The organism is Pseudomonas paralactis (genome assembly GCF_001439735.1).
GTDB lineage: Bacteria > Pseudomonadota > Gammaproteobacteria > Pseudomonadales > Pseudomonadaceae > Aquipseudomonas > Aquipseudomonas paralactis.
The window spans coordinates 284,138-301,133 of sequence record NZ_JYLN01000005.1; the positions used below are offsets into that span (position 1 = coordinate 284,138).

Sequence of the window (16,996 nt, forward strand, 5' to 3'; positions counted from 1 at the left end):
CCCACAAAAGCCCAGCGCCTACATTTGCGGTGGTGTGGCAGGGTTATTTGGGGTAACCGGCCCGCTTCATTTCCCGCTCGGTTGTAGTCTGCGCGGCGGTCAATGCAGCATCGACGGTCTGCTGACCGGTCAACGCGCCCGAGAAGAACTTGCCCACCTGAGTACCGATCGCCTGGAATTCAGGAATGGTCACCAACTGGATACCGACATACGGCACAGGCTTCTCGGTCGGCTTGGTCGGGTCGGCCACTTTCAGCGATTCCAATGTCACCTTGGCGAACGGCGCAGCCTGCATGTACTCGTCGCTGTAGGTGGATTGGCGGGTACCCGGCGGCACGTTGGCGATGCCATCGGTCTTGGCCACGAGCTGGCCGTATTCCTTGGAGGTGGCCCAACTGGTGAACACCTTGGCGGCGTCCTTGGCCTTGGAGCTGGTCGGGATCGCCAGGCTCCAGGAATACAACCACGACGTGCCCTTGTCGGTCTTCTCGTGGGGCGCAAACGCGAAGCCGACCTGCTCGGCGACCTTGCTCTGGCTCTTGTCGGTAACAAACGAACCGGCCACGCTGGCGTCTACCCAGATCGCGCATTTGCCACTGTTGAACAGCGCGAGGTTTTCATTGAAACCGTTGCTGGAGGCGCCCGGTGGGCCGGATTTCTTCATGTTGTCGACGTAGAAGTTCAGCGCGTTTTTCCATTCCGGGCCGTTGAATTCTGACTGCCACTTCTCATCGAACCAGCGTGCGCCGTAGCCGTTGGCCAGTGTGGTGATCAGCGCCATGTTCTCACCCCAACCGGCTTTGCCGCGCAGGCACAGGCCGTATTGCTCTTTGGATTTGTCGGTGAGTTTGGCCGCGTATTCGCTGATCTGGCTCCAGGTCGGGTGCTCTGGCATCGTCAGCCCGGCGTCCTTGAACAGGTCGGTGCGGTAATAGGTGATCGAGCTTTCGGCGTAGAACGGCAGGGCGTACAACGAGCCCTTGACCGACAAACCATCACGCACCGAAGGGAACACGTCATCAAGGTCGTAGGACGCCGGCAAGTCCTTCATCGGCTCCAGCCACCCCTTGGCGCCCCAGAGTGCGGCTTCGTACATGCCGATGGTCAACACGTCGAACTGCCCGCCCTGGGTGGCGATGTCGGTGGTGAGGCGTTGGCGCAGCACGTTTTCTTCGAGCACCACCCAGTTCAACTTGATCTCCGGGTGCTCGGCCTCGAAGGTTTTCGAGAGCTTTTGCATACGGATCATGTCGCTATTGTTGACGGTGGCAATGGTCAAGGTTTGCGCGCCAAGGCTGACGGCGCTGAGTGTCATGCATGCAGTCATGCAAGAACAGGCAAGCAGAGCTTTTGCTGTGAACTTCATCGCGCACTCCATTTCCGCGCCCAGGGGGCTACAGAAGGACGGTTATTGTTGTTGTGTCTTCCTGCAACGAGTCAGGAAGAGTGTGCGTCGATTACAGCCTTGAAATGGGGTTGTGACAAATCCTTGGGCGCACGCTCACTGATACTTTTTTGCACTCGATGATCGTCCCCGTGACGCGTGGGGACGATCGATGCCGTATTTAACGCTCGATATCAGCCAGTACCCGCTCAGCCAACAATCGAGACACCTCGATCAATTGGGCGATACCCAGGGCGCCCTCGCGCCGCGAGCCGTCGAGATCAAAGGCGAAATCGCAGGTGAGGGCGTGGGCAGAGGCGAGTGATTCGCTGAGGTTGACCAGTAGGTCTTGGATGCAGATGCCGTCTTTAACGGTGAATAGCACGCTGGGTGCTGGATCGATTGGGGGATTTGGGGTGGGTTTGATCATGGTGAAACTCCGGAGATATTAAAGGAGCTGCCATTGATCGCCGCGACGCGATGGGGGTGGCAGCTGTACGCGGGTTCGCGGACCGACTCTCCAGAACATCGGCATACCCGAAGGTATCCCACGCACAGCCGCCATAGCGCCGCACAGTAGACGATAAAAAAGCGCCAACTGAAAGGACACATGACGCTTTTGCGTCTGAAGAAATACGAGCCGCGACGCCCGACCGCTGAGTGTGCAGCGGTGTACGGAGACTAGAGATGGAGTGTCCTAGGGGCAACCTCAAAGCCTTGTAAGACGTTTCTGTTTTTCCCAATACCTAGCCGAACGGACAGTTGTTCGGCTTTGCGCCTGCCAGCACCATCTTTCTTGCGCCAGTTCGGCGCTATTCCCTTTGCACACATCAACGCTATGACCGCGTTTGAGTACCCCTGCGCGCTAAAAAGGACGAAACATGAAAGACATCGATACTGAAATCCAACCATCAACTCGCCCAATCAAAGCCATCTACGACTACGCGACACTCGGCTCGAGAACACGTATGGGCGGAGAAATTATCACTGCAAGCACCAGCCTAGAGATCCATGACTTGCGCATCGCGTGCGTCGGCGACCGGGTGCGCTATCCCGATGGCAAAGAGAGCGAAATTGTCTCGGGAGCAGGTTTCGCGGCCACCTACAAAGGTCTGCCCATCGCCATTGTCGGCAGCGCTACCGACAACGGCGACACCGTGACGAGCAGCCTGCAAAACCTGGCTCAGGTAGTGGAGTTCGCGGACGGCGAGGGTATTCCTGGTCTTCTAAAGGCTGGTTATCGCGTGGAGAGTCAGATGTGAGGCGCTACAACATCATCACGGGTTCAACCACCACGGCGGGTGGCAAAGTAATCAGCGGTTGTGAGGGCACCAGTTTCAACGGCGAAATGATCTCGAGGGAGGGTGACCGGGTCGCTTGTCCGGCTTGCGGCACTGAAGGCTTCATCGCGCTTACCGGCCCTCATTTGCACGAAGAGTGGAACGGCAAACAAGCGGCGCTGGAGGGTGATCTGTGCATCTGCAAATGCGATCCGCCGCCGGAGTTGATTGCCAATCAGAGTTCCAAATCTCAGGAGTTCGGTCCCCAACCTCAACGTGTCACCCCGATTGTAATGAGGCCGACTGCATCCGCCTCGCCCCCTGCGAATTATGCCGCGCCCGCTGCGTCGAATCGTGCCGCTGATGCCTGCGTTTTTGCCAAATCCTGCGTTTCGGTGCCAGCCGGTTCTACGGCCGCGGGCACCGCCCCGGAAAACGCCAAAAACTTCGGCGCCACGGCCCTTATGGCCTCAACCGGTACCACGGGCGCCGTCGGCAGGGTAGCCGGTACACTCGGCAGCGACCTCGGTGCCTGGGCTGTACGAGGCTTGGCCGGCGCCAGTTCGGCCCTCAACCTCGTGCTGCTGGCATTCTGGCCACGGGATATCGGTGACTCAACGCTGTACACCCCGGAGCAGTTGGAGGGGATGCGTTTGGCCAGCACGCGAGTACGTTTCCAGTTTCGCCAGGATGAGTCCGGTGAACTGCGTGTTTACGGCCTACATACCCAACCTGGCAGTGGCGCCGACCGCGTACCCGTCGCGCAAGCCCGGTGGAATGAGGACCACAGCGCGATGGTCGCGGTGCTGGATGGCATCAGCATCACATGGACGCCGAACCATGGGCCGGTTGTCAGCGTGCCGAGCCCGTATCCCGGAACACCGGAACGCTTGGATAACGTGTTTGTTCATCCGATTGCGGTGGGGCAAGATTCGGCAATCAGTCACTATCCAGGGCGGGATGCAGAAAACATCACCTGGCAGGATACGATCATTTCGTTTCCGGCTGATTCGGGTGTGCCGCCGTTGTATTTGGTGTTTGCCAAGCCGGCGGTCAGGCCGTTGGAGGTCGACATCTATGGGGCTTTCAGTGGCCGATCAAGGCGCGGTTTGCATGTGGATCATATGCCTTCGCAGGCGGCGATCAGGCGATATCTGAAAAACGTATCCACAGCGTTTATGGATTACGAAATCAACGAGTTGCTCATGCGAGTAGCCAGCATTGCTATTCCTGCTCATATCCATCAAAAATATAGCGAGACGTACGGAGGGCGTAACAATAAAGTTAAGCAGCACTTTGACGCCGCTGATCTTCGGGCGGCTGTAGACAGTAATTTCGACGTGATTAGACCTTACATGATTGAGGAAGGCTTTACTCAAAAAAACTTGGAAGAGGCTCGCGCCAAAATGCATAAGATCAATCAAGAACAAGGGTGGTACTAATGGATGCTTTGACGATCAAACGCTTGCTGGCCGGGCTTGGATCTACTCATGCAAACCTTCTAGCGGAGGGTGTGATTACGAGCAAGCCTCTGGCACCTTCATTAGAGGGTCACGATAATGAATATTTGATCCAAAAGCCAGAGTCTGGTGTTGAACTTTGGTTTAGAGCGGAAAATAGAGTCCTCACTGAGGTTCTTTTTTCTTTAATTAACATGGCTGGTGGTATTCCCTCTTATACCGGTGAGTTACCTCCGCCTCTTACAATTAAAATGAGTCGAATCGACGTCCATAGATTGTTTGGGGCGCCTTTCGAGTCGAAGGAGCCGGTTAAAATTTTAAAATATCGGGGGTACGGTGGTAGCGACATCTACCGCATGGACGGCTTTGGTTATCCCGGTGTTCACCTCGGATTTCAATATCGTAATGACGATATGGTGTGTAGCATGGGATTCTGTTTGAGAAGTACACAGCATAATTGAAATTGCTCTGAAAGTTAAATTCGACTAATAAATAGTAAAGTTCCCAAGCTCAGCGCGTGGGAATGATCACGTCAAGCTAGACCCTGCTCAGTTAACCGCTGCTCCGTTAACTGTCGATAGTGGGACGGTGTTATGCCCTTGGATGCAATCAAGCGCGAATGAGAAGAGGCGCTGAGTTTGGTATCGAGGGCGCTCGTCAACAATTACATGGCATCAAAAAAATTCAGGGGTGGTATTGACGGGCGCGCCAACGATTAAGTTTTCGGGGGAGAGTTTAGCTTGGTTTCACCGATTTGTAGCCGACGGGAAAATTCCCAACCAGCCGTTGGTTAAATCGCGGATGAGTTGTCGAGGAAGAACGGATGAATTGTAAACGTACCATCTTAGTTTGTGCTAGCGAGGCCCGCTGATTTGAAGGTTTTAAAAAGTAAAGCATCGAGTTGACTATCAGCTAACCGCCTTGTATTCGAGTGGCAGGCTAAATGTTTTTTGTAAATACTCAATGTACGAAATTTCCTCCGAAGTCGCCGCTGCAGAGCCGACGATAACCAGTTTTGCGGCGCGTTGATGACCAGGCCAGTAAGAATATTCCATTATCTGGCCAAGTGCTTGTCGAATGCAGGCTCTGGCAGTAGATGCTGTCTTAATTTCGTAAAACCAATAACTTTCACCCTTTTTTACTACCAAATCTATGCTTAAACCGTTCGCGTATATTTCTGTGCCAACATTATCTTTTCCGTGTAAGGTTGATAGCTCTATATAGAGATTACTTTGATAGTCATTATGCTTCAATCGAATATCCAGTTTTCTTTGGGTGAGCAGACCTGAAGTTTGCGATGGTTTTTTTGTACAGCCCGCACTAAATCTAAAATCGTTTAGCTTATTTTCTAAAGAAAGCTCAGAAAGTCCTCCCTCAGTGAACAAATAGAGTGGAAGTAGTCGATCAAGAATTCCCAATATCTGGTCATAGTCGATAGCACTCTTTTCTGACCTCGCACCAAGGAATATAAAAACACCTTCTTTCACTCGTTCTTGAGGAATGGAGGAGGGCATGTATTCGGAGCTTCGGACATCATTTTCGTAATGCCACATACGCAAGTCAGAAAAGATTTCGCAGAACTCGCTTAGGTACTCATTAAACCGCGCTATTTTGGGAACAAGCACATCGATATTAGGAAGCGATTGGCTGCATTCTAGGGAAAAGGCGACACCGTACCTTACGTACTCCCCCTCAATTCCGATGTTAAACTGAAGCTCTTTCCGTCCTCCATAGTGCCACCCCCAATTTTCAAATACAGTTCTGTGATCAAATAGTTGGCTGGAGGGAATTCTTGAAAAATTATTAATCTTTTGTCGTGCGTGTTGTAATTTTCCGACCTTATATAATTTTGATTTTTTATTGATTTTTGCCGCTACTTGTGCCAAGAAATTCATCAAAAAGGTTCCTTTTCTTTGTTGATTTTGCCCAGGTCAATTTTGTTCATGGTAAGCAATTATCCATTCCCCCACGGTCATATCATAATCCTCCCACTCCTTTTCCCAGTTCGCTCTCAGAAAGCCACCGATTTCTTTTGGCTCCAAATCAAAAAGGTTGAGCCCCTCGCGCTCCATAACGTAGCGGATTCGTCGAGCTACTAACGATGGTGTTAGTTTTTTTACCGCCTCAACTGCAATCGACTCACACCAAGAATATACAAAGCGTTCCCATGCAATTACATCTTGCCTAAATCGGGGAACGTCCGGAAAGTCGTACCCGTTTACATACCGCTTTTTAAAGTCTTCGTCTTGGGCAAGATGTATGTCCTGCTCTAATTTTTGTATCAGCCGTTGCTCATAAAAGGTTGAGTTCAATTTTCCGTTTTTGCTTTCAAGGTAAAGGTTAGGGACAACTTCAGATGCCTCCAAATCGCTCCATACCTCCGCTAGCGCTCTCAGCAAAGCATCAATCTTTTCCCGACGCCAGCCAGCATCGTGCGCACTGCCTAATAGCTTGGATATTTTTGCATGACGGGCAGATGAGGCTTTCGACTTCATGCGTGTACTATGTGACTTGTAGCATTCATACGAAATCCAGTCGCCCAAGTGGGTCCACACGCCATACCGAGATTTCCAGCGAGGCATTTCAGTTCCATCCATAGCGATGTCGCTGCTGCCGTTCATGTAGCCGTACCGTACAATGTCTCGATCACCTTTCTCGGTGAAGTTGCGACTGGCGAAGATCTTTGCAACCATCTCTTGAGGTAAAACCTTTTTTAGCTGAATATTCAATATCGCGAACTGCGGGGCGTTTCTATATTGAGCGGCAAGCAGGCCACGTTGCAGCCAGGTGTCGAATCCAAAAGGCATCGCGCCAGGCACGATGCTCTTGAATCTTGGAAGGTAGAGCTTTGGTATTTGGCTCGGCCAGACCTCCGCACCCTCAATCACTGTTGTAAATTCGGTATCGAAAGTTGCGAGGATTCTAGAAAAATAATCCGCAATATCCGCATCGTGTTGAATCGCTAAGTCGAGGTTTGCGAACAGCTCCGCATTCCTGTGGCCGAGAAATGCTGCATTCGTAGCGTTCGCCGAACCGAATAACAATCTGCGCTTTCGTCTTTTCGGTGCCTCCTTGCGGATGAATTCGAAATAAAAGGCTTTCATGTGCATGAGGCCTGCTGTCCGGCCTAGACGAACCTGAAGCTTTACACCTTTGCGGCGAGCTTTATGTAAACCTTGTAGGTCCTCGGGTCTGACACCATCATCCACTAACAAACAGAGCCGCCGGGGATTCATGCGTTTAACCAGCGCATCCATGAATTTCACGTCTACGTAAGGCGCGATAACCAGCGCCAAATCCAGTTGATATCCTTCCGGGACCGAGAGTAAATCAAAGCTCATCTGTATTTATTCCATTTCAATTGTCAATTGCTTTTTCTTAGAGTCTTTGTTTGCTTTTCATTAGTTGAGCCTTTCGATCATAATTGGCTCCAGCGTTAGAGCTAAAGCTGCCTTCGAGAAAATCTACTTCCTTTCCGTCAACGACCTTTTTTATCAATTTCACACCGATGCGTTTTAGTGGGTCATGTTCTTGAAGCCACAACGCATATCCATCAATTGAGGGGCCTCCTAAATTGATAGTGAAATTGACACCGTATAGTAAAAATGTAAAGTATGTTTCGGGGTGAGGAGTAACAATCAAATCATGCCCAAAGCCAGCCTGAACCCACTGGCCTGAATCTGGACGCTTCATTTGTGCATCCATCGAAAACAGTACTTGCCGGTGGTAAGGCCAATGTTTCACGCCCTCACCGTATCTTGCGAAACGTCTAATTGCGTCGTAAGCTGGGTGGTCAATAATAACATTGACGTCTCCTAGTTTCACATAGCGCAGAGCCAAAGCTTCCAAAGCCATCATTGCTAAAAAACGAGACATCTCTTTTTGTGGTGGATCAATCTCAATCTTAAATAAAAATGGTGAAAAGTCGGAATCTGTACTTATGCCAGAATGATATGCGTCAACGAGTTTTTGCTCAGATAGCTTTTCAGCGATTATCTGCAATTTTCCATCTGTGCTTTTTCGCAAATTAATTTTTATATCAGTTCCAGCAATCCATCCTAAAACGGATGGGTAAGTGCCCTTCTTATTTGGGACTTGATACCAACCTCTGAGGTTTCGTATCGATGAATGGGAAAGCACGGGGTTTTCTACTTTTCTAGCGAAATAATTATTGCACTTGTCGCAAACCAGTCCTTTTGGCAGGACCAGTCTTTTGCTTCCTATGGATTCGGGAATTAGATGCTCGACACCCTTGGTGTCATGACTTTCTTCCTTGCAGAATAAACAGCGCACAATCACCTCAAATGGTTATTAATGGAGTGAAATCGTATAATGATTCACCACTCTGAACGGCGTATGGATTTGCCTAGGTCTGAAACGGTTTTTTTGCTACATTTCCTAATTTGTTCTTGGTGTTGGCCGACTTATCGCTGTCGAATAATCTCTTTTTTATAGTTTTTGCGCCACTTTCGAATTATTGATGGCATGTTGGCCTGAGCCACGTATGACGGATGCATGCGTCCGCTGTCATCCACCGCGACGACGCATCCTCACCATCAATTCTTGGTACCTAGCATCTTCGGTGAGTGTTGGAGCGGCTTGAATAATTTTGCTGAGACAGGATTTGAGGTCCGATGGAATCCATTGTTGATCCTCTATCGTGAGGTTCAGGAGTAACAGGGCTTCTACCGGGAAGTCGGTGCAAACGGTGCTTTCATTCATTTCGTGAAGCAACGAATGTGGATGCTCGATGGGCAGGAGCCAATCTCGAACTGAAGCCAAGGCCGCAGGAAATTTTTCGCCAGATACAATGGTTAGGCGTGCCAGTGAGGCGGCCATGGCTGGGCTTACGAGTTGCTTTGACTTCGGCCAGATATCTCGCCAGAAAGGGAGAACTCGATTTTCCCAGTAAGTTTCCTTTTGCTCGGCAGCGCCCTCTAAAGCTTGTGTTAGAGCTTGCGCTGCGTCTTCGAGGCCTCGTTTAGGCAACTCTTTGAATGCAGATCTAAACTCCATGGCGGTATAGCCCTCAAGCGGGCCTAACGCTGCGTAAGTGAGAAAGGCTGCGAATTGCTGTGCGTGCTCTCCCAATTCTTCAAAATGATTGGCTGTATCCAAGAATTGATTTTTAAATGCAAGTAATAGAGGACGATACAAACGAGGCGACCACAAGAAGCCCTCCCATACGCCCTTTGCTTCAAATGGAGAAGTGCTCCAGTCGAACAATGGGAGCAAGCACGATTCTGTCCAGGGGCGATCAACACGGAATAGGACGATCAACCTCGAACCGAGAATCACTCTGCCATGACGGTGTTTTTCTATAGTGGTGTCACACAGCTCGGTGAAAAGGTCTTTGATCTGAATCGGTAGACCATCGTTATCGTTGGGTTGTTTGGCCAGCCAGAGACTCAACAGCGCCTGGGTGACGTGACCAATTGGATGGTTAATGGCATCGGTCACTGGATCGTTCAGCGGCTCGCCGCTGCTTGTAATTCCTGAATTTGGCTCAAGCGGCAGAGCCATAATCCGCCCGCACAATTCTAAAAGGGTCGATTCATCATGTTTGATAACCTTGGACACAGCATCGATCCAATATGTAACGCTGCGGACGATCTCTGTCAGCAGGTCATCTGGCAGGGTCAGTATCCAGGGAGCTGAATACTGCCACGACCTCCTGGTACGACCTTTCTCGCCCCAAGTCTGAATAGCCTGCCGCCATCGATTAGCTGGCCATACCCCTTCTTCCGCGAGATCTCTCAATGCGTACACTGCGTTCAATGGATGCTTACGGCAGGTTTCGCGCCAGGTGTCTTCGTGATGTCCTGATTCAGAGGGAGGGGCTTTAAGCCACTGAACTAACTCATCTCTTTTGTTTGGTGCGACATCAATGCTCTGAATTTCTTCGTGGTCAGGTTCACCACTCATGCTCATCCAATGAGAGAACTCGTCGCTTTCGTTGGATGCAAGGCGCCATTTCGGATACGCACGTGACAAGGCTTTCAATCTTGCACATGCTGCTTTACCCAGCGATACGCCTGAGCTTTGCAACTTGGCGAGCCTACGCCATACGGCGCTGTCTGCGAGGTCTTTCCATGCCTCAGGCAGGATGTCATCGCGATACATGCGACGTGGCGGGCCTACCAATATTGCGTTCTCAAGCCGTTTCTGATCTGCGGGTGCTAAGAAGCATCCCTGCAACACGATGAGTCGATACATTTCGCGCTTCGTAGCCACAGACCACAGCCACCACGCATGATTTTCCAAAAGCCACTCGATCCACTGATGGGGTGGGATGCAGTTTTTCTGACTGGCAGCGAATAGTGCGAGACGCTTGTAAGTCGCAAACGGAAGTTCGGACCATTCATTCGCAATATGGTGGGCCCGCGGGATATTCTGGTCGTAGACGGATAGCCAGGAGTCCCGCAGGAGTTCGACCAAAGCCACCCAATCACGATTTTTGCGGTTCTGAGTATGGGGTGTGATCGATGGAAGATCCCAATGAGATCGATCGTTTTCTTCGTCCGCTTCGCCCAGTTCACAAAGCAATTCCAGTGCATCCGTTAAAAGCTGCTGGAGATCTCTCTGTAGCAGAGGCAATGCAGCTCGCCATCGGCTGCTCGTGAAATTACGAAACACCGAATAGATGTCGTCCGATGCCAGGGTTAATTTCCATTCAACAAGGTCACGAATTCCTCTAGGTACGGTGGGCTGGTCGGACTCTTCTTGCCAGCGAAATGGTTTCGATAACGTGATCATTGGAGCGAGTAACTCGCGTAGCTGAAACCGTGCAGTCAGCGTTAATCCATACCGTTTGAAACGCTCTTGCCAATCGTAAAGGGCTGAATCGTGCCATGGCTGTTTGACCCTACCAGTTAACAACAGCCGCCATAGGATCTGCATCAACCGGCTTGGATGTCCTTTTGGAGCATTTTTTTTGATTTCTGCCAGCTCAGAGGTTTGTCCCCCGGTCTCTAGTCGAGAAAAGAAGCCCAACCGCTCCTCTATTCTCCAGCGGAACTGCTCATTCATTCGCCCGCCGCGATCCACTATCCATAGAAGTAGGTCGGGATTATCTAGATGCCGAGCCAGCCAACGGCCGATGTGACCCATTACATCATCCCACTGTGAGCCGGAATCATTCGACGAAACCAGTGACATGGAGGGAGCGAGTGGGTAGGGCACCGGTCGTTGTACGAGGCTAAATTTTAGTTTTTTATCAGTTTCATTTTGGGGAGTTACACCAAACCGATTCAAGTCGGTATGGCGGTATCGGTGGTCTGCAAAAGCCTCAAGCCAGTCAAGAGGAGGGACCGGATTGAAATCGGCAAAAAGACGAGCAGGTAAACCAGATTTATCAGAAAGGGCCCACAGCACCCGCCCTACATAGTCATCCTGCCTTGTGCTGGCCGATGGGCGACTTTGAGCATGAGTGACGACAAAGCGCTCCTTACCCATTACCCCGTCTCTATATACTTCTCCCCAAGCTTGGAGCGTCAAGTGCAGCGCCGAATGATCATAGGTACCAGCCGGTACGTTGTAGAGTATCGGGGTAACACCTTTCGCTTCCCACTCTTCTTGCCGGGCTTCCTCTTCTCCAGGAGAGCTTGAGCCAAAGGCCCATGCATTTGGGGTGATCTCACCCTGCATCCTGTCAGCAGCTATCGCATCCCTCATGTATCTGAGAACGGGGTCATTAATGCTATACCCAACGAAGCAAACGACATAGTTACGAAAGAGTTCGCTTACGAATCGAGCCGCCCACCGTTCGACCAAGTAGGCCAGACCGAAATCGCCACTTGTGACTACGAGACGGTTCAGGCCTGCCTCATCAGGAATTTTAGGCAATACACCATGCAAGTAGACCAATCCGTCCCAGCGACTATTTTTCGGAATAGGCAGCATCGGGGCCGAATAGGATTGAAATTTCTGAGAGATTTTTTTCGCTGCGGTATCGAAAATGCGGTCGAAGTTTGTAGTCACTAGACGAAGCTTGCCATGCCGGGTACGGGCGAGCCTCAGCAATGCTGCGTGTGTGTCAATAGCACCTTTCTTACGTAAGTTTGGTTTTAGAGCCCTGCAAAGAGCTTGTCGGACGGCGAAACGGCCTCCATTTATTCGTCGTTCGAGCAGGTCAAGAGTCGCGTCAAATTGGTAATTATTGAAGGCTTTTTCTTCGGCACCGCCAAGCTCATCGTGGACTTCTTCATAGATCTGTTCCACCAGGCCTTTGAAGTCGGTTAGACCTGCTGGATAAGAAATACCTGCTCCGCAGAAGAACACCACGCGGCCCTCCTCGTGGGCCTGGAGCAGATCGTCCGGGATATCTGGTCCATCAGTTACAAATTGCATTCCCTTTCCCCATCAACCGTGCCGAATGTGCACGGAAGCCTATTTAGCATGCGCTGGAGCTGGTTAGCCATGCTACCTTCGCCGACGCGAATTTGCTTAGGACAAAAAACTAGGGGGTGACCCTATAGCCGGCCTCAAAAGAAACTCATGGCCAGCAGGCGACATATTTTTCCATTTGAAATCGCTAATTTGCTCAGGCGTTTCGCCTAGCAGCGTCATGAGGTCAAGCTTGACTCTGCGGGAAGTGTGTCGGGGAGTTCTGGATTTAGATTTTTTAGGGCAGGGGCAGGATCCTCCTCTAACCATCAGGTGTTTCCATTTTCACGACGCCATTGCACACCTCCACAATATTCCGGTGACCTGAGGAGTTTTGCATTGCTTGATTTGCCAACAGATCATCCTGGCATCTAGGGGGGGGGCTTGCACCGCCGGTTGTTGCGGCAGACTGGCTAACTTCACGTCGCAATATTTCTCCATCGGGTCTGAAGTAGCTTGCAACGCTATTCGCTGAATATGTCGGTCGTTACTGCTGTGGGAAAACGATGTGCGCAGTTTGGAGCCGATGTTTGGAAACTCTATACATTACTCTTGCTAGAACCGTCGAGGGGCAGACAATGTATCGAGATCAATTGCCGTTGCCGCAAGCTCTATCGATGACTCAGGCCGATGTAAAGACGTCATTCGGCATGCCCTCAGAGTCGAAAGGTCCGACCTCACTTCCCCTTAATAGCAAAACAGGCGGATGGGATGCCTATAAGCTCGACTCCTTGATTCATACGAGTGCCAAAGTGTTATTCAAGTGCGCGCAGGATTATCAAGTTAGTACTGTAGTTTTCGCTCTCCTCGATTAGCATTTCTTAAGTAAAATCGTTCTCGCCCGCGAATGTGGGCGCGATGACGTTCAAGCCAAATTCTGCTCCGTCAACCGCTGCACCGCCAACCGCCGATAGTGAGACGGCGTCATCCCCTTAAGCTGCTGAAACCGCCGATTGAAGTTGGAAATATTATTGAACCCCGACTCAAAGCACACATCCGTCACCGCCTTATTGCCATCGGCCAGCAGCTCGCACGACTTGCTGATGCGCAGCCGATTGACGAATTCAATAAAAGTCCGCCCGGTGGCCTGCTTGAATACCCGGGAAAAGTACGTCGGCTTCATCCCCAGGTACTCTGCCACTTCCTCCAGCGGCAGCTCTCGGGCGTAGTGGGCGAAGATGTAGTCCACTGCGCGGTTGGTGCGGTCGATGCTGTGTTCGTCGGCTTGCTGCGAGGTGGTCACGCCGGACAGCAGTTGGTAGTCCTCACAGGCACTCAACACTTCCAGCAGGATAAAAAAGTGCCCCAGGCGCGCTATGCCGTTGGCGTCCTCGATGTTCTGCATGAGGCTCATGGCTTGGGCGATGGTTTTTTTGCAGCGAAATTCGATGCCGTATTGGGCGCGTTCGAGCAACGGCGCCAGGCGTTTGAGCTCGGTGAAGATATGGCTGCCATGTTCGAACAGTTCATCGGTGAAGTTCACCAGCATGTCGCGCTTGGGAACCACTTCGTCCTCCTCCACCTGGCTGATCCAGTTATGGGGCAGGTTGGGGCCGGTGAGGAACAGGCTTTCCGGGTAGAAGTTGCCGATGTAGTCACCGATAAACACCTTGCCGGAACTGGCGACGATCAGGTGCAGTTCATATTCCTTGTGGAAGTGCCAGCGCACCAACGGGCAGGGGAAGCCATGCTGACGATAGATGATGGACAGACCGTTGTGATCGTCCATCAGTTCGTAGGAAGGGTCGGTGATGCGCGTTGCTCGGGTCATGCTGCCGTCGCTTTATTGTGGTCGCTGCGTAGGATAATGCCCCGTCGCGCGCGACCTCGCCAGCAGCAGTGTTTATAGGGTGCGGTTTTTGGCCTCGATCCATTGGGACATGTACTGGGTACTTTTATGCGCGTGGTGGCGCAGCATGCTGCCAGTGAAATTGTCCCGGCGATGGGCGGTGAGGTTGTTGCGGCAACGTTCCAGGCATTCCACCAAGGCGGGCCCGTGGAGGTCCTGGTCATAGCGCTGGGCCAGCAGTTGGCGCCCTTGTTCCTGAGCCTGGGTCCAGCGCTCGCGGTTTTGGTAAAGGGCCACGGCAGCGGCGGCCAGGGTCGGGGCGTCCTGTGCGATCTCGCCGGGCCAGGGCTGGTCATCGCCCATGGCCTCGGCGCCGATGGGGGTGGTGACATTGGGTGTACCGCACAGCATGGCGTCCACCAGCTTGCCCTTGATGCCGGCGCCAAAGCGCAGTGGTGCCAGGCAAATACGCGCCGCCGTCATGACTTGCAATGCATCTTCAGCCCAGTTCATCACATGAAAACCCTGCGCCGGGTTGTGCAGGGCGGTGGCCTTGGGCGGCGTGTAGGCACCGTAGATGTGCAACTGCGCGCCCGGCAGTTGTTGGCGAATCAGCGGCCACAGGTTGTGCTTCATCCACAGCACCGCGTCCCAGTTGGGCGCGTGGCGGAAGTTACCGATGCTGAGGAAATGCGCGCGGTCTTCAAACGGCGCAAACGCGGCCATGGGCGGTTGCAGCATCAACGGGCACCAGTGGAGCAGGGCGGCGGGCACCTTGAACTGTTCGGTGAGCAGACGGATTTCCACGTCGGAGATCATCAGGCTGATGTCGCAGCGGTAAATCGCGGCGATTTCGCGTTTGGCCAGGTCGGTATCGGCCATGCGTTGGAACTCGTCCTCCAGCGCCGGCGCGAACAGGGCGCTGAAGTCGTCACTGTCGGGGTTGGCTTTTACATGCTCCTTGAAACGCTGGTGGCGGGCGTCGCGCAGGCTTTGCAGGTCGGAGGTCTCCAGTACCCGCAGCGCGTCGGGGCAGCATTGTTCTACGCGCCAGCCAAATTGCTCCTCCATCATGAAACGGTCGAACAGCACGATATCCGGGGCCAGTTCGCGGATAAAGTCATCGAAGCTGCTGTTGTTCAATTCGATGGCGCGTTCGGCGATCCCGAGTGCCGGCAAGTCGGCCTTGTGTTCGCCGATGGTGGCGGGGCTGCTGAAGGTAATGTCCCAACCTTGCGTAAGAAAACTCTCAAGGATTTGCATCATATGCCCGCCCGCGGCGGAAGAGCGGGGCTCTGGCCAGACGTAACCAATGACCAGGACTTTGATGGCGGGCTGATTCATGAATGCGTCCTTAGTCCCGCAGGCGGGCTCAAAAAAACGGCTGATTAAATCACACTTTTCTGTCGCAACATGCCTATCGAGGGAATACTGATTAGCGTGGGGTTTCTAATTTCGAAATGAGCTTGTCGCCTGTCAACTTTCACAGTTATCTCGGACCGAGCGGGGTGTTAGGTTTGCTGCAGCTTTACGGATGTAGGTTTATTGCAGATTTACCAAATCGTTTCAGGAGGTACATACCATGGATGCCAACGAACGAACCAACAAAGACCACGCGGTTGAGGCTGACTGGCAGAGCTTCACACTGACAAACGGTGCCGGTGGCCATACCGGTTTCCTGGAAATTCGCTGGAAGCGGGAGGGCGATTGGCTGAGGGTGAGGACCGAGCGATACAGAATCACCGGCAACGGCTCACGTAACAAAGCCAACATCAATTTTTCTACCGTGGTCACCACCACGCATCAACAATTTAGTTGGCGTTCACCGGATGACAGGAGGCAGGACAATGTCTGGCATGATTGGAAAAATGAGCGAGACTTACCGCTTAAAAGCGGTGCGCATCTGGTGACATTCACAGCAGAATTCGTGTTTGATACATCCGGCACCGATCCCAGGGTGGAGGCTAAACATACCGCCGCAATCTAGTCAACGCTCCAGAAGCGCCGTACTTGGGGCCAGGTGCGGTGCTCAGTCTATCGAACTGAATCCGCACCCATGTTGACCATGCCCGGCGACATGACAATTTGTGTCTGGCGGTAGGTAGCGTCGGCAGTTTGTGGTTAACTTCCGCCTCTCGAATTCGTTTAACCAAACCCAGCATAAGGATTCCGTTCATGGCTCAAGTCACCCTTAAAGGCAACCCGGTCCAGGTTGAAGGCGAACTGCCGAAAGTCGGCACCAAAGCCGCAGACTTCACCCTGACCGCCGGCGACCTGTCCAACGCCACCCTGGCCACCTTTGCCGGCAAGCGCAAAGTGCTGAACATCTTCCCAAGCGTTGATACCCCAACCTGCGCCACGTCCGTGCGCAAGTTCAATGCCCAGGCCAACGATGTGGCCAACACCGTGGTGCTGTGCATCTCCACCGACCTGCCATTTGCCCAGGCGCGTTTCTGCGGCTCCGAAGGCCTGGAAAACGTGAAAAACCTCTCGGACTTCCGTGATTCGGATTTCGCCGTTGATTACGGTGTGGCGATTGCCGACGGCCCGCTCAAAGGCCTGACCGCACGCGCTGTGGTGGTACTGGATGAAAACGACAACGTGCTGCACAGCGAGTTGGTCAAGGAAATCGCTGAAGAACCAAACTACGATGCTGCTCTGGCAGTGTTGAAGTAACTGTTTCTGCGCGTAACTGTCG

Annotated in this window: 14 protein-coding genes; 6 read left to right on the forward strand and 8 right to left on the reverse strand. The window is 52.3% G+C overall.

Annotated features, from left to right (window positions below):
* Positions 1–43 precede the first annotated feature (43 nt).
* Positions 44–1,366, reverse strand: coding sequence for an ABC transporter substrate-binding protein (locus TX23_RS15385; protein ID WP_057702917.1), 1,323 nt, complete (start codon positions 1,364–1,366; stop codon positions 44–46).
* Between the two features lie 199 nt (positions 1,367–1,565).
* Positions 1,566–1,814 carry a DUF6124 family protein gene (locus tag TX23_RS15390; protein WP_057702918.1) on the reverse strand — a complete coding sequence of 83 codons (249 nt, stop codon included), beginning with the start codon at positions 1,812–1,814 and terminating at the stop codon, positions 1,566–1,568.
* A gap of 451 nt (positions 1,815–2,265) precedes the next feature.
* Between TX23_RS15390 and TX23_RS15395 the strand changes: the two genes are divergently transcribed.
* Genes TX23_RS15395 through TX23_RS15405 form a run of 3 tightly spaced genes read left to right on the forward strand, consistent with a single transcriptional unit; the run spans position 2,266 to position 4,585 of the window.
* Positions 2,266–2,646: a PAAR domain-containing protein gene (locus tag TX23_RS15395; protein WP_209445918.1), complete on the forward strand. Its 381-nt coding sequence runs from the start codon at positions 2,266–2,268 to the stop codon at positions 2,644–2,646.
* Positions 2,643–4,106 (forward strand): S-type pyocin domain-containing protein, encoded by a 1,464-nt coding sequence (locus TX23_RS15400; protein WP_057702919.1) that lies wholly within the window; start codon positions 2,643–2,645, stop codon positions 4,104–4,106. The genes TX23_RS15395 and TX23_RS15400 overlap by 4 nt, the downstream gene beginning before the upstream one ends.
* Positions 4,106–4,585: a DUF6392 family protein gene (locus TX23_RS15405; RefSeq protein ID WP_057702920.1), complete on the forward strand. Its 480-nt coding sequence runs from the start codon at positions 4,106–4,108 to the stop codon at positions 4,583–4,585. Before TX23_RS15400 ends, TX23_RS15405 begins: the two co-directional genes overlap by 1 nt.
* A 447-nt stretch (positions 4,586–5,032) precedes the next feature.
* On the opposite strand, the gene TX23_RS15410 is transcribed toward TX23_RS15405, so the two are convergent.
* The 4 genes from TX23_RS15410 to dsr1 form a co-directional block, all read right to left on the reverse strand.
* On the reverse strand, positions 5,033–6,019 hold the full coding sequence (locus tag TX23_RS15410) for a hypothetical protein (protein ID WP_057702921.1): 987 nt from the start codon (positions 6,017–6,019) through the stop codon (positions 5,033–5,035).
* A 36-nt stretch (positions 6,020–6,055) separates the two neighbouring features.
* Positions 6,056–7,465, reverse strand: coding sequence for a phospholipase D-like domain-containing protein (locus TX23_RS15415; RefSeq protein ID WP_057702922.1), 1,410 nt, complete (start codon positions 7,463–7,465; stop codon positions 6,056–6,058).
* A gap of 37 nt (positions 7,466–7,502) precedes the next feature.
* Positions 7,503–8,417, reverse strand: coding sequence for an HNH endonuclease (locus tag TX23_RS27280; RefSeq protein WP_157243920.1), 915 nt, complete (start codon positions 8,415–8,417; stop codon positions 7,503–7,505).
* Positions 8,418–8,651: 234 nt separating this feature from the next.
* Complete coding sequence (gene dsr1, locus TX23_RS15425; protein ID WP_057702924.1) at positions 8,652–12,473, reverse strand: anti-phage defense-associated sirtuin Dsr1; 3,822 nt, start codon at positions 12,471–12,473, stop codon at positions 8,652–8,654.
* 542 nt (positions 12,474–13,015) lie between these two features.
* On the opposite strand from dsr1, the gene TX23_RS28455 reads away from it, so the two are divergent.
* Complete coding sequence (locus TX23_RS28455) at positions 13,016–13,324, forward strand: DUF6392 family protein (RefSeq protein WP_280513736.1); 309 nt, start codon at positions 13,016–13,018, stop codon at positions 13,322–13,324.
* A 50-nt stretch (positions 13,325–13,374) separates the two neighbouring features.
* On the opposite strand, the gene TX23_RS15435 is transcribed toward TX23_RS28455, so the two are convergent.
* Together TX23_RS15435 and TX23_RS15440 are read right to left on the reverse strand one after the other, a co-directional pair.
* Complete coding sequence (locus tag TX23_RS15435) at positions 13,375–14,280, reverse strand: AraC family transcriptional regulator (protein WP_057702926.1); 906 nt, start codon at positions 14,278–14,280, stop codon at positions 13,375–13,377.
* Between the two features lie 72 nt (positions 14,281–14,352).
* Positions 14,353–15,642: a glycosyltransferase gene (locus tag TX23_RS15440; protein WP_057702927.1), complete on the reverse strand. Its 1,290-nt coding sequence runs from the start codon at positions 15,640–15,642 to the stop codon at positions 14,353–14,355.
* Positions 15,643–15,880: 238 nt separating this feature from the next.
* On the opposite strand from TX23_RS15440, the gene TX23_RS15445 reads away from it, so the two are divergent.
* Both TX23_RS15445 and tpx read left to right on the forward strand, forming a co-directional pair.
* Positions 15,881–16,285 (forward strand): hypothetical protein, encoded by a 405-nt coding sequence (locus TX23_RS15445; protein WP_057702928.1) that lies wholly within the window; start codon positions 15,881–15,883, stop codon positions 16,283–16,285.
* 188 nt (positions 16,286–16,473) lie between these two features.
* On the forward strand, positions 16,474–16,974 hold the full coding sequence (tpx, locus tag TX23_RS15450; protein ID WP_057702929.1) for a thiol peroxidase: 501 nt from the start codon (positions 16,474–16,476) through the stop codon (positions 16,972–16,974).
* The last annotated feature ends 22 nt before the right edge of the window (positions 16,975–16,996 follow it).

Excerpts from the sequence above, each read along its gene's own strand:
- TX23_RS28455 (WP_280513736.1), top strand. The coding sequence starts at position 13,016 with ATGTGCGCAGTTTGGAGCCGATGTTTGGAAACTCTATACATTACTCTT.
- TX23_RS15410 (WP_057702921.1), bottom strand. The coding sequence starts at position 6,019 with ATGAATTTCTTGGCACAAGTAGCGGCAAAAATCAATAAAAAATCAAAA.
- TX23_RS15405 (WP_057702920.1), top strand. The coding sequence starts at position 4,106 with ATGGATGCTTTGACGATCAAACGCTTGCTGGCCGGGCTTGGATCTACT.
- TX23_RS15390 (WP_057702918.1), bottom strand. The coding sequence starts at position 1,814 with ATGATCAAACCCACCCCAAATCCCCCAATCGATCCAGCACCCAGCGTG.
- TX23_RS15415 (WP_057702922.1), bottom strand. The coding sequence starts at position 7,465 with ATGAGCTTTGATTTACTCTCGGTCCCGGAAGGATATCAACTGGATTTG.
- dsr1 (WP_057702924.1), bottom strand. The coding sequence starts at position 12,473 with ATGCAATTTGTAACTGATGGACCAGATATCCCGGACGATCTGCTCCAG.
- TX23_RS15445 (WP_057702928.1), top strand. The coding sequence starts at position 15,881 with ATGGATGCCAACGAACGAACCAACAAAGACCACGCGGTTGAGGCTGAC.
- TX23_RS15385 (WP_057702917.1), bottom strand. The coding sequence starts at position 1,366 with ATGAAGTTCACAGCAAAAGCTCTGCTTGCCTGTTCTTGCATGACTGCA.
- TX23_RS15395 (WP_209445918.1), top strand. The coding sequence starts at position 2,266 with ATGAAAGACATCGATACTGAAATCCAACCATCAACTCGCCCAATCAAA.
- TX23_RS15440 (WP_057702927.1), bottom strand. The coding sequence starts at position 15,642 with ATGAATCAGCCCGCCATCAAAGTCCTGGTCATTGGTTACGTCTGGCCA.
- tpx (WP_057702929.1), top strand. The coding sequence starts at position 16,474 with ATGGCTCAAGTCACCCTTAAAGGCAACCCGGTCCAGGTTGAAGGCGAA.
- TX23_RS15435 (WP_057702926.1), bottom strand. The coding sequence starts at position 14,280 with ATGACCCGAGCAACGCGCATCACCGACCCTTCCTACGAACTGATGGAC.